This is a genomic window from Nitrobacter winogradskyi (assembly GCF_006539545.1).
In the GTDB taxonomy this organism is placed as follows: Bacteria; Pseudomonadota; Alphaproteobacteria; order Rhizobiales; family Xanthobacteraceae; genus Nitrobacter; species Nitrobacter winogradskyi_A.
This window is the reverse complement of record NZ_BJNF01000025.1, coordinates 1-12,433: the sequence shown is the minus strand read 5'-3', so window position 1 is coordinate 12,433 and position 12,433 is coordinate 1. Positions and strand designations below refer to the sequence as shown.

Genomic DNA, 12,433 nt, shown 5'->3' with positions numbered 1-12,433 from the left:
GGGCTTCAAATCTGCCGTTGTCTTCAGGTGGTAACCCGAAAAGCGGTCACGGACTTTTATCGGGCGGCGCCGATCTGGCGCTGCTGGCTACGGAAGACCCGCACCCGTGGTGAGCCACCGGCAGGCTTGCGCGACGGTGGTGGTGCAGGCGTCGCAGTTACCTCCGCAGTCGCGTTACGCTCGATGCCGATGCGAATGCCGACCAGCGGCTCGCGGTTGGTCGGGCCCGATAAAACCACGCGCCTGCCGACTGCGCGCAGGGTCGGTGCGTTCAAAAAACCTGCCTCGGCGACGAACCGCAGTTCATCCGTGCCGCTCATTTCGAGAACCACGCCGGTCAGGGGCAGGGCGCGGCCGCGGGTGCCGGCATAGGCGCCAAGCGGCACCATCCGGCCGCTGCCGGTCTGGCCGTTGGCGAGCTGGACCGCGTAACGGATATCGACGCTCGAGGGCTTGTCTGGCCATTCCAGCGCCACGCCTTCCACGCGAGACGGTGCGTCCGGGCCCGCGATCCACGCATTGGGACCGACGACAATGTCGCCGCGGCCTGCGACGTGACCGAGCACCTTCAGGCCTTCCGTTGCGGCATGCGGCCCCATGCCGCTGGCTGAATCCATCGCGGCGGGAATTCGGCCAGCCTGGATCTGTTCGACGCGCACGATGGCGGAGCGCGATCCGCCAGGTCTCGTTGGCTGGACCTGAACCTGCAAAGTCGCGGGCGTGTTAACCCGCACCACCAGCCCGGAGTTGGGCTTGTACAACGTCGGCTCGGTCGCATCCGGATGCAGGATGATCTCCATTCGGCGCTCATGCCCGTGGGCCGGCGCGACGATCACGCACGGCGGCGAGACGGAGTCTTCGGCGCTCTTGTAATTGATGAAGAAAAGTCCACGGTCGAGACTCAGCGCTTTCTGCTGCTCAGCCTCGTTCATCCCCCGAAACAGATCCACCAGCCGCCTCCCTCAGTCGTGCCAATTCATCATGCGTCGTCTATCCCGCGCCGTCGCCTGCCTTTAACGATCCGCTATCCTGAAGCAGCGGACGGAGAGTCAAAAACCCGACACAATCCATACTCAAGTTGCCGGTCCTGTTATTGCCGCCTCGACTTAAGAAAACAAAAGCGGCGGGTGACATCAAATATTCTCGTGGGCATCGATGCGGCCTGCTCTCATGTCAGCCATGGCGAAACACATGGCTCCGGAAACAACACATGGCTCCGGTAAAGATCAGACCAACAGGATGGTCGATTTCGCAGGCGAAAGAGATCGTCGGATGTCTTCAGCCTCCACGCTCAGCGAGGCGGCCATCTTGCGCAATCGATCGTTCTCGTCTTTCAGCAGCGTGATGGAATCCGCAATGCTGTCGACGGAATCCGGAGCATCCTCGATGTCGCTTAAATCCGCGTACCGGATCTGCGGAAGATAATCGGAAGGATGCTGTGTAAATTTGAGCCTCATCGCGAACGCCCCGCGCTAGCCATTCCTAGCCATACCTATGAGTAAGTCGGCGACTTCGGAATTCATGTCCACCTGGTATCGACTATTCGACGACTTTTAGGGCAGGAAGATGTCAGACGGAAGCGAAAGCTGAATGAACAAGCGTCGAGTTATTTGGAACCTGTCAACGCGCGGACATTTAGACGAGATTGTCTTTGAATGTATCGGCGAGGAAAGCTTTTACTAAATTAAGACACGCGTGCTTTCAGCGCGATCAATCAGAGGTCGTTACGCCGATGAAGATTTTATTCGTTCATAATAATTTCCCGGCGCAGTATCGTCATCTCGCGGTCGCATTGGCGAATGAGCCAGGCTTTGAACTCGCCGCGATCGGTGCGTCGCATGCGCATCCGATGCCTTCGGTCAAGTTGATTAAATACGCTCTGCCTGACACTGATGTTTCCGGGACGCACCCGTTCGCCAGACGCTTCGACAGTGAATGTCGTCGCGCCGAGCAGGTGCTCTACAGTCTTTCAACGCTGGCGACATCGGGATTCGCGCCGGATGTCATCCTCGCCCATCCTGGATGGGGTGAAACACTGCCGCTGCGCACCATGTTTCCCAAGGCGCGACAATTGGTCTATTGCGAATTTTTCTACGGCGCCGAAGGCCGCGACATCGGCTTCGATCCGGAATTTCCGATCTCGGGCCTCGACGGCCATATCGGGTTGCAGCTCAAGAACGCGACGACGTTGCTTGCTTTAGCTGATTGTGATGTCGGAATTTCGCCGACAAATTGGCAGCGGTCGACTTTTCCAAGGCACTATCAAAGCAAGATCGAGGTCATTCATGAAGGAGTTGACACATCGCGCGTGCGGCCCGACACGCACGCGCGTCTAAAGCTTCCGAATGGCCGCGAGGTCAGCCGTTCGGATGAAGTTGTGACATTTGTCGTACGCAATCTCGAACCGCTTAGGGGCTACCACATCTTCATGCGCGCGCTCCCGGAAATATTGAGGCGACGGCCCAACGCGCAGATCGTCATTATCGGCAGGGATGGATTGTCCTATGGCATTCCGCCGCCGCCGGGCAGCACCTGGAAGTCAATCTTCCTGCAGGAGGTGCGCGACCGGCTGGACATGTCACGCGTTCACTTCTTGGGCGGCGTTCCCTACAACACCTTTCTTGCCGCACTTCAGGTGTCATCGGCGCATGTCTATCTGACGTATCCCTTCGTGCTGTCCTGGTCTGCGCTGGAGGCGATGAGCGCCGGCTGTCTGGTGATAGGATCGGACACGCCGCCGGTGCGTGAAGTCATCAACTCCGGAGACAACGGTCTTCTGGTTCCTTTTTTCGCTGTCGATGAACTGGCCGAGCGGGTCGTTGAAGCGCTTCAGGAGCCGGACCGGTTTTACGCCATCAGGGAGGCCGCGCGGCAGTTCGTCATCGAGCATTTCGACACGAAACGAGTGTGCCTGCCGCGAATGCGTCAGCTTCTGGATTTCAAGCCATCTCCGCCATCAGCCGCCGCCCGACGCAAGGTCTGGAGTGGACGCTCGGCGTCGGAATGGCCTCAAGCGACGCGCCGTTCCCGCAAAGTCATGTCGTCGCCAGAGATGGAGGCGTCAGGCGAGGGCGGCTCCGGCCGGACCTGCTGAGATGATGAAATGATTGAAAGAAGCGTCTTTTGAGGGGGGCGTTCTGGCGATGCGGCATTCTTACTCAAGACCGGATCGATGAGACGTCTCCTCTCGATTACGCGTCCACTTTGTGGTCAGGCTCGTCTGAAATGAGCGTGAAATCATCGATCGTGAATGCCGCGCCAGAGAAGTCATCGTCGCTGAAGTAAGCGCTGCGTGAAATCAGGACGGGAATTCCGGCTGCCGATGCCGAAGCGAGACCGTTGCCGGAATCTTCAATGGCGAGACACTGCGATCCCGGCAGGTTCAGTTCGGAGAGAACCTTGAGGTAGACGTCCGGCGCAGGCTTCTTGTTTCGCACCTCGTCCCCGGCGACAACGGCAACAAACCACTGTGCCCAGTCCTTGCCCAACGCCACCGTAAGCAGCGCATCGATGTTGCCGCGCGAGGTGGTGGTCGCGATCGCCAGAGGCTGCGCGCGCTTTCGTGCCGCAGCTAACACGGCCTGAACGCCCGGCCGAAGCGAACAGCCGCCATTGGTGATCAATTCGGCGTATAACTTGGTTTTGGCCCGATGCAGTTCGGCGATCTCGGAATCCGACAGTTGCGGTGATGCGCCATTTCGCGAAACATCGAATGCGCGGATGCGCTCCTTTCCGCCGGTCACTCGCAGCAATTCCTTGTAGAGAGCGCGGTCCCAGCGCCAATCAAGGCCAGCTTCGGCGAATGCGGCATTGAAGGCCTCACGATGAGCCTCTTCGGTTTCGGCGAGCGTTCCGTCGACATCGAAGATCAAGGCGCGTGCCTGAACGATCGAGGCTCTTACGTCATCCAGCGATTTGGCAGATGCTTCGCTCATTTCAGTTCATCGGCGGGCAGATCGCGAGAAAGGATGCGATCGATATGTTATGCCCGCGACCATCACCGCGGACTCGTGCAGGCAGCGAAACATCGGCGCCTGATGCTTACGCCACCATCTCCCTGGTCTTCTCGGCGCGTTTGCGCTCGTTGGGGTCGAGATGCTTCTTGCGCAGGCGTATCGACTTCGGCGTGACTTCGACCAGTTCGTCGTCCTCGATATAGGCCAGCGCCTTTTCCAGCGTCATCTTGATCGGTGGCGTCAGCCGCACCGCCTCGTCTTTCGATGTCGTGCGGATGTTGGTGAGCTGCTTGCCCTTCAGCACGTTGATTTCGAGGTCGTTATCGCGCGTGTGTTCGCCGACGATCATGCCGCGATAGACCCTCCAGCCTGGCTCGATCATCATCGGGCCGCGATCCTCCAGCTTGAACATTGCGTAGGCCACGGCTTCGCCCTGTTCATTGGAGATCAGCACCCCGTTGCGCCGGCCTTGAATATCGCCCTTGTAGGGCGCGTAGCCGTGGAACAGGCGGTTCATGATCGCGGTCCCGCGGGTGTCGGTCAGAAGCTCGCCCTGATAGCCGATCAGGCCGCGCGTCGGCGCGTGGAAAACCAGCCGCAGCCGGTTGCCGCCCGATGGCTTCATTTCCATCATCTCGGCCTTGCGTTCGCTCATCTTCTGCACGACGACGCCGGAGTGCTCCTCGTCGACGTCGATCATGACCTCCTCGATCGGCTCCTGCCATTCGCCGCTCGTCTCGTCCTTTTTCAGCACCACGCGCGGCCGCGATACCGACAGTTCGAATCCCTCGCGTCGCATGGTCTCGATCAGGATCGCGAGCTGCAATTCGCCGCGGCCCGATACCTCCATCGAATCCTTGTCCGTAGCCTCCGTCACGCGTAGCGCGACATTGCCTTCAGCCTCGCGCAGCAATCGGTCCCGGATCATGCGGCTGGTCACCTTGCTGCCCTCGGTGCCGGCCAGCGGCGAATTATTGACCATGAAGGTCATGGAGACCGTCGGCGGATCAATCGGCTGCGCCGGAAGCGGCTCTTCCACAGCGGGATCGCAGAAGGTGTCGGCGACCGTCCCCTTGGTCAATCCCGCGATGGCGACGATGTCGCCGGCCGTCGCCTCCTCAAGCGGCGTGCGCTCAAGACCGCGGAAGGCGAGAATTTTGGAGATTCGGCCCTGCTCGATCAGCTTTCCGTCCCGCGCCAGAACCTTGACGCTTTGGTTCGGCTTGATCATGCCGGAGGAGATTCGGCCGGTGATGACGCGGCCCAGATACGGGTTGGCCTCGATGATCGTTCCGATCATGCGGAACGGTCCGTCTTCCACCTGCGGCGGCGGAACATGCCGGACGATCAGGTCGAACAGCGGCTGCATTCCGGCATCCTGGGAGCCTTCCGGGCTATCCGCCATCCAGCCCTGCTTGGCCGAACCGTAGAGGATGGGAAAGTCGAGCTGTTCGTCGCTGGCGTCGAGCGCCGCGAACAGGTCGAACACCTCGTTGATGACCTCGGTCGGACGAGCGTCCGGGCGATCCACCTTGTTGATGACGACGATCGGCTTCAACCCGACTTTCAGAGCCTTGGAGACCACGAACTTGGTCTGCGGCAGCGGACCTTCGGCGGCATCCACCAGCACCAGGGCGCCATCCACCATGTTGAGGATGCGCTCGACTTCACCGCCGAAATCCGCGTGGCCGGGGGTATCGACGATGTTGATGCGGATGTCGTTCCATTGCACCGATGCGGCCTTGGCGAGAATGGTGATGCCGCGCTCGCGTTCCAGGTCGTTGGAATCCATGGCGCGCTCGACCACGCGCTGATTGTCACGGTAGGTTCCGGACTGCTGCAGCAGGCGATCCACCAGGGTGGTCTTGCCATGGTCGACGTGGGCGATGATCGCGACGTTACGGAGGTTCATGGGTTGATCTTCTTCATCGAAAAAACGCGCATGGCCCGGGTTTCGGGCGGCGGTCTTGAATTAACGGGGATTTTCAAGGTTACGAGAAGGGCGCGGCGTGATCGATGCACGCGGCAAAAGCGGTCAGGGATTCTTCGCTTCCGGCCAGGTCATTGCCACTTCTTGATCTGAGATGTCACTTCTTGTCTGAAGTGTCACTATCTTGTCTGAAATGCCGAATCAGGTGCGAACAGCCATAATGCGGCTCCGGCGTTTTCGCTGCGACGCTATATAGCTGGAAATCGTCAAAAAACAATGCGTCGATTGCCGTTTGGCGAACTCATTTTCAGCAAATGGCGGGAACTACTTTGCGAGTTGCGTGGCGTCGGCCGGGTAAACGCCACGCAGAACCTCTTCGAAATGGCCTCTCACCGCCTCGTTGCAGAGGCAGGCGCGACGGGCCAGGGCTTCCCGGTCGCATACCACGATGGCGCCTCGGCGGGTCGCCAGAACGCCTTCGGCCTTGAAGGTCTGGATCACGCGGCTGGCGTAGCTGCGCCCGACACCCAGCATGGTCGACAACTGCTCGTGGGTCAGTGGCACGAGTTCGCTGCCGGTACGCTCCATCGCCGAGAGGATCCACTTGGCCGTGCGTTGTTCGATCGAATGGATGGCGTTGCAGGCAGTGGATTGAAACACCTGTGCCAGCATGCAATCGGCATAACGCGCGAAAAGATCCTGCAGCGTGGATGATTTTGTTTTCGCGGATTCTAGCTTCGCGATCCGCAACCGCACGAACGGCCCGCCGACCTTGACCGTAATGCGCGTATACGCGGGCAGATGGCCATGGCTGACGATGCCGCCGACCGCCCCCTCCCGTCCAACCAGAATGGTTTCGACATCGCGGCCGTCCTCGTTGGGGACGAGATAGGACACCAGGCTGGGTCCGCAGGGAAAGTGGACGGTTTCGACATCGTCCCCTGGATTGTAAAGCAGGTCGTCGCCTTCATTACGGGCGACTTCAAGGCTGGATTTGATCAGCGCGAAATCCGCGTCGCTAAGCCGACGCAGAAGGTTGTTGTACGGTCGGTTCTGACGGTTCGTGTCCTGCTGGATGGCCATGCTGCGTCCCCTATCAGAGTTCCATAGCGCATACGCCAGATATTTTATGTGCAGAAGTGAACAGACAGAGCTTCGTCGTCGTGGTTGGTTCCATGCTTGAAACCGGATCGTGTCCAGGGCTGCCGCCCACGGACGATGCCTATGGAAGTCATGCATCCCCTTGTCCCCGATGGTCCGGCTTCGGCGTCAGCCGGCGTCCCTCGCGACGTGCTGATCGTTGAGGATGACGTCATTATCGCGATCGATATCGAGCAGACTGTGGCGGAGTTTGGCGTCGCCTCCGCCAGGACCGCCTCGAATGTCGCGCAGGCGCTGGCCATGATCGCAGAGCGCGCTCCAGATTTCGCGCTTCTTGACGTCGCTCTTTCGGAGGAGAAAAGTTTTGCAATCGCCAGGCTGCTGGCGACGTTGAAAATCCCGTTTGTTTTCGTGACCGGCTACAGTGGCGACAAGGTCTTCCCGGCGGAATATTCGGATCGGCCCAGACTTTCGAAACCGTTTTCGCGCGATGAACTGTTCGCGATCTTGTCGAACTGGCGAAGCGGCGGCGCAAGATAAGTTGCGCCCGCGCAACCTAAAGCGCAGGCATCAAGGATACACATCCCTGGCCGCGCAATCACCCCGCATTTGCTGATAGGGTCGCGCGGAACGGTGAGGGGATGGCGCATGGCCATGTCGGACGTGGGGAATGCGAAAGCGGAGCCGCTGGCGATCTGGACGATCGGCTTCAGACCGTTTTTTCTGATGGCCGGCATCTGGTCGGTGGTGGCGCTCGCCGGATGGATCGCCATGCTCACAATGGGGCTTACGCTACCAAGCCGCTTCGATCCGCTCACATGGCATATCCATGAAATGCTGTTCGGGTTCGTCCTGGCGGCGATTGCCGGTTTTCTGCTGACCGCGATTCCGAACTGGACCGGTCGTCCACCGATCAGCGGCCGGCCGCTCGCCGCGCTGGTGATGTTGTGGTTCGCGGGTCGCGTGACGTGTCTCGTTTCAGCGTGGTTCCCGCTCGGGCTGGCGGCGGTGATCGACCTTTCCTTCCCGTTCGTGCTTTGCGGAGTTGTCGCTCGCGAAATCATGGCGGGCCGTAACTGGCGCAACATGATCATGCCGATCCCTGTCGCCGTGCTCGGCGTCGCCGACCTTCTGATGTATCTGGAGCTTTCCGGTTCGTCCGTACCCGTGGGCCTGGGATGGCGTCTCGGACTGGCTGCGATCATTGTTCTCATCTCGGTCGTCGGCGGCCGGATCATCCCGAGTTTCACGCGCAACTGGCTCATCAAGCAGAATGCGTCCCGCCTTCCGCCCGCGCACGGACACGTCGATAGCCTCGCGCTTGTGTCTCTCCTTGCCGGGATGGTCGGGTGGGCGCTCTTTCCCGCAAGCTGGCCTTTCGGCTGGTTGCTGCTTGTCGCCGCCGCGCTGAATTTTTGGCGGCTCGGGCGCTGGCGGGGCGCGGCTGCCGGCGCTGAACCGCTGTTGAGCGTTCTTCACGCCGGATACCTGTGGGTCATCATCGGTGCGGCATTACTGGGCGCTTCGATGCTGGCTGATCACGTGCCTCAGGCTGCGGCGATCCACGCGCTGACCGCCGGCGCCATCGGCACGATGACGCTCGGTGTCATGACCCGCGTTTCGCTCGGCCACACCGGACGCGCCCTCACGGCGGATCGGATCACGGCCCTGATCTATCTGCTGGTGATCCTCGCCGCCATCGCGCGGGTTGCTGCCTGGGATGGCGGTTCGTCGGCGATGTTGATCGAGATGTCAGCCGTCCTGTGGATCGGCAGCTTCGGCCTGTTCGTGTTGCGGTACGGGCCGATCCTGCTGGCGCCCCGCGTGATGTCTGAGGACGTTCAGCGTCGCCAATAGCAATGCATTCCCGCGCCGCGAGTGCCCGCGCGGCGCACGCAACTCCGGATGCCCATAATCAATGATTATCGGCTGATATTCAGTACCGTGCCCGTCGTGGCATCGACGTCGACTTCCATGTACCGGCCGGCGGCGTCGCGTCCGTCGATCTGCCACTCATAGCCGGCGAACTCCGCGTCTGAAACCGAGATCAGTCCGGCGTTGAACGCAACGTCAAGCGCGTCGTGCATCGAGAGAAGGCTGCCGGAGTCATAGGCAATCGCCGGAGCGGCCGCGCCGAGGGAAATCGCGGCAGCCAGGGCCAGAATGTACTTTCGCATGTGGAAACTCCTTGTCGAATCATCGAGCCGTTGCGCGTTCGCAGCGCAACATTGACTAGAACCGGCGGCTTTCCGTTGCGTTCCCATTCCCGCGCGGCAAGTTTGCGGATGCTGGTGGCTTCGTTGCAAGAACTACGGTTCGGATAGAGTTCCTGCTTTCTTGTCGGCCGTTGGCGGATCGATCCGGCATTGCATGATGCAGTGCAGCCCGGTGCGGAGGAATGCGATTTCCGCCTTCCCGTCGAATCCCCTCAGGCCGGCGTTCAGGAGTTGCGTTCCAAACCCCGGCTTGCCCTGCGCCGTGATCATCGGTCCGCCTGATTCGTCCCAGACGATTGAGAGCGTGCCGTTCGTTACGGTCCAGGATACATTGAGCAGGCCATGGGGGGTTGAGAACGCGCCGTATTTGGCGGCGTTGGTGGCGAGTTCGTGAAACATCAACGCCAGACTCACCGCGAGCTTCGCCGGCAGGAAGAGGGAATCGCCGTTCAGCGTGAACCGGACATGGCCATAGGGGCCAAGCTCTGACCGCAGCAGTTCGATGATGTCACAGCCGCGGTCGTCGGTACGCGCGATCAGGTCATCGATTGTCGCGAGTGCATTGATGCAGCCGTCAATCTTGGTCCGGGCCTCCGGATAATTGTGAAGCGCCTGTTTGATCACGGCGTGGACGGTGGCGAGTTTGTTCTTGAGACGGTGGCGAAGCTCCTCCACCACGAGTTCGCGATAATGCTGCTCCTTTTCGAGTTCGGTCGTAAGTTCGCGGTGATGCACGACCAGCGAACGATGGCGCCGCACCCCAAGGATGATGAGGGCGGCGACGGCGAAATAGACCGACATGAGTATTGCCGCGGCCACGGCTTGCGGCGCGTCGCCGAAATTCAGCATCAGGCCGAGAGCCGCGCCGCCAAACGCGGCGGCGATCCCAGCCCGCCCTCCGCCAAACGCAGCTGCGGCAAATACGCCGGGAAGATATGCGCCGTAGGGCACGTCCGCGTGCAGCAGCGAGATGCCGAACCGGAACGCGGTGGCGAGCACCAGACAGACCGCCGCGAGGCCAAAACCCAAAGCCGCCGGAGGCTCGGAGGCACCCTGCCATCCGCGCCGGAATTCCTCGATCCACTTGGCCTCGATCCGCCTGGCCATCCGCCTCCACTGCATGTCACGCCAGCGCCGCTCATTCGGCGGAAGCAGATATCTGCCGGCAGCCGAGCTTAAACGCACGGCCCGGTCGCGTACAAGTTTTCTTCCCTGCTGATGGACCACTCGTCCCTATAGCGTTTTCGATACGCAGGGTGGCTGTCTCGGCGGTCGGCGTTTTTTGCCGGGATATTGGATAGAATTCAGTATAACTTCCGCTGTCTTCCCTATAGATCGCTACGCCTCTCATCACGTCAGGAAATTGGCTGGATCGCCATGGACATATCACATTTAGCTGAGCATCTCGGGACCGTCGGCGGCGTGGCCGCTTCGTTCTTCGTGGTCGCCACCTGTACCATGCGGACCATGATCCCGCTGCGTGTCTTCGGCATGCTGGCCAATCTCATGCTGATGATCACGGCGCTTCCGCTTCACAATTTCCTGCAGTTCGGGCTTCATGCAGGATTGTTCTTCCTCAACGGATATCGCCTGCACCAGATGCTCCTGCTCGTGCGCGAAGTGAAGAAGTCCGTCAACGGCGATCTCTCGATGGACTGGCTGAAGCCCTTCATGACCAAGCGCAAGTGCGAGGCCGGCGAGATGCTGTTCTACAAGAACGAGAAGGCGGAGACGATGTTCTACATCGTCAGCGGCCGCTATCGTCTGGTCGAGTCCGGAATCGAACTGCCGATCGGGGCTCTCGTCGGTGAACTGGGCATGCTGTCGCCAAGCAACGAGCGTACCCAATCGCTGGAGTGCATCGAAAACGGCACGGTGCTCAGCGTGAGCTATCGGCAGGTCGAGGAGCTTTACGTCCAGAATCCGGAGTTCGGCTTCTATTTCCTGCGACTGGCCAGCGCTCGGCTGTTTCAGAACATCGGCAAGCTCGAAGAGCGGTTGGCTGAAACTGCGGCGCCCGTCATGAGTCCCAGGCGCGCATGAACCTCGGCAGAAGCAAAGCCGCGGACGTTCTTCCCGCCATCCGCTCGATGTTCGCGAATGTTTCGGGCGAGAACGGCAATCTGATTCCGACGCTGCCGGCGGACATGCCTGAAACCGCAAGACTTGCGGCGGTCGATGGCGTGAAACACCTGATCGATTATCAGGGACCGGGTTACGCGCAGCTCTATGTCGGCCGGCTTCGGCGCTTCGTCGGTCGGCGCAATATCGATGATAAAGTGTTTGCCGACATCGCGCGGTTGATGGCCACGCGTATGGCTTACGACGACCCCATCCGCATGGCGCAGCTCAAGCTTGCTGAAACCCGGAAAGGTCCGCATGTTTCGTCGATTGATGTTCGTAAACTACATCTCGACGAGCTGATGTCGTTGCTGCCGAAAAGGGGAGCTGACCCGGTGATCCGCGTGCTGGATTATCTGGGTTGGCGGCGTCTGCCGGTCAGCATGCGGTTCAGCGCCGCGAGCGGATTCCGGCTGCGCTGTCTCAGGATACTGGCCTCGCTCAGGCGATGGCGGCTGTCGTCTCTCCGATACGCCAATGAGCGTGTCTGGGTCGAGCGCTGGCTGCACATGATCGATCGCAGCCTGTCAAAGCAGCCTGCCGCGGTCGCCGCGGTGGTTGCGACAGCCGGGATGGTGCAGGGATACGGTGCTGCTTATGCTCAGAATTTGCGGGACTGGAATCTAATTATCGACCGTCTTGTCAAACCGACCTTCGACGGCGCGATACGCTGTCCTGATCTCAGCGCCGCAATCGCCGAGGCGCGCGCGGCCGTGGAGCATGATCCGCGGCAGGAATCGTTGAAGCGTGTCATCGCTGGATTTAGGGAGCGCACCGAGGCTGACGACCGGAGGGCTGATTGAGTGTCGCGCTCTCTGGCATGTCTGGGCTGACATGTCCGGGCTGGGGCTGAGCTGAGGGCGCAGCATCCTCGTTGCGTTCGGACGAATAGGTTTATCCGCTTCAGGAGGTGTCATAAAAGAGGTGGGTGAATCGATCTCGTGAGCAGGAACGCTCGTGCGGTTTTCCTATAGCGTTTTCGAGCGAAGAAAGTCCTCGGGCTTGACCGAGGATGGAGTCCGGCTCGCGTGAAGAAAACGTGTCAAAACAGTATCATAAAGCCTCGCTTCTGATTCTGTCGGAAACGAACGGCTCTCATTTAGAGCGGC

The 12,433-nt window shown here is 60.4% G+C and carries 12 protein-coding genes; 5 read left to right on the top strand and 7 right to left on the bottom strand.

Annotated elements, in window-relative coordinates:
- Positions 1–56: 56 nt before the first annotated feature.
- Positions 57–932: a hypothetical protein gene (locus tag NWI01_RS04995; RefSeq protein WP_141382881.1), complete on the bottom strand. Its 876-nt coding sequence runs from the start codon at positions 930–932 to the stop codon at positions 57–59.
- 294 nt (positions 933–1,226) lie between these two features.
- Entirely contained in the window at positions 1,227–1,457 is a 231-nt protein-coding gene (locus tag NWI01_RS04990; protein WP_141382830.1) for a hypothetical protein, read from the bottom strand.
- A gap of 275 nt (positions 1,458–1,732) precedes the next feature.
- Between NWI01_RS04990 and NWI01_RS04985 the strand changes: the two genes are divergently transcribed.
- A complete protein-coding gene (locus NWI01_RS04985) occupies positions 1,733–3,094 on the top strand; it encodes a glycosyltransferase (protein ID WP_141382829.1) in 1,362 nt (453 codons plus the stop codon).
- Between the two features lie 97 nt (positions 3,095–3,191).
- Here NWI01_RS04985 and NWI01_RS04980 read toward each other — a convergent pair whose 3' ends face one another.
- The 3 genes from NWI01_RS04980 to NWI01_RS04970 all read right to left on the bottom strand — a co-directional run bounded on the left by NWI01_RS04980 (position 3,192) and on the right by NWI01_RS04970 (position 6,969).
- On the bottom strand, positions 3,192–3,935 hold the full coding sequence (locus NWI01_RS04980) for an HAD-IA family hydrolase (RefSeq protein WP_141382828.1): 744 nt from the start codon (positions 3,933–3,935) through the stop codon (positions 3,192–3,194).
- A gap of 106 nt (positions 3,936–4,041) precedes the next feature.
- Positions 4,042–5,868, bottom strand: a complete 1,827-nt coding sequence (gene typA / locus NWI01_RS04975) for a translational GTPase TypA (RefSeq protein ID WP_141382827.1) — start codon at positions 5,866–5,868, stop codon at positions 4,042–4,044.
- Positions 5,869–6,210: 342 nt separating this feature from the next.
- Positions 6,211–6,969 (bottom strand): Crp/Fnr family transcriptional regulator, encoded by a 759-nt coding sequence (locus NWI01_RS04970; protein ID WP_141382826.1) that lies wholly within the window; start codon positions 6,967–6,969, stop codon positions 6,211–6,213.
- A 141-nt stretch (positions 6,970–7,110) separates the two neighbouring features.
- Here NWI01_RS04970 and NWI01_RS04965 point away from each other — a divergent pair, with 141 nt between their 5' ends.
- Together NWI01_RS04965 and NWI01_RS04960 are read left to right on the top strand one after the other, a co-directional pair.
- Positions 7,111–7,527, top strand: a complete 417-nt coding sequence (locus NWI01_RS04965; RefSeq protein ID WP_244613644.1) for a response regulator — start codon at positions 7,111–7,113, stop codon at positions 7,525–7,527.
- 108 nt (positions 7,528–7,635) lie between these two features.
- Positions 7,636–8,844: an NnrS family protein gene (locus NWI01_RS04960; protein ID WP_141382824.1), complete on the top strand. Its 1,209-nt coding sequence runs from the start codon at positions 7,636–7,638 to the stop codon at positions 8,842–8,844.
- Between the two features lie 65 nt (positions 8,845–8,909).
- Here NWI01_RS04960 and NWI01_RS04955 read toward each other — a convergent pair whose 3' ends face one another.
- Positions 8,910–9,164: a PepSY domain-containing protein gene (locus NWI01_RS04955; protein ID WP_141382823.1), complete on the bottom strand. Its 255-nt coding sequence runs from the start codon at positions 9,162–9,164 to the stop codon at positions 8,910–8,912.
- Between the two features lie 132 nt (positions 9,165–9,296).
- Positions 9,297–10,310: a sensor histidine kinase gene (locus tag NWI01_RS04950; protein WP_141382822.1), complete on the bottom strand. Its 1,014-nt coding sequence runs from the start codon at positions 10,308–10,310 to the stop codon at positions 9,297–9,299.
- A 270-nt stretch (positions 10,311–10,580) separates the two neighbouring features.
- On the opposite strand from NWI01_RS04950, the gene NWI01_RS04945 reads away from it, so the two are divergent.
- Positions 10,581–11,246: a Crp/Fnr family transcriptional regulator gene (locus tag NWI01_RS04945; RefSeq protein ID WP_141382821.1), complete on the top strand. Its 666-nt coding sequence runs from the start codon at positions 10,581–10,583 to the stop codon at positions 11,244–11,246.
- Positions 11,243–12,127, top strand: coding sequence for a DUF6537 domain-containing protein (locus tag NWI01_RS04940; RefSeq protein WP_141382820.1), 885 nt, complete (start codon positions 11,243–11,245; stop codon positions 12,125–12,127). Before NWI01_RS04945 ends, NWI01_RS04940 begins: the two co-directional genes overlap by 4 nt.
- Positions 12,128–12,433 lie beyond the last annotated feature (306 nt).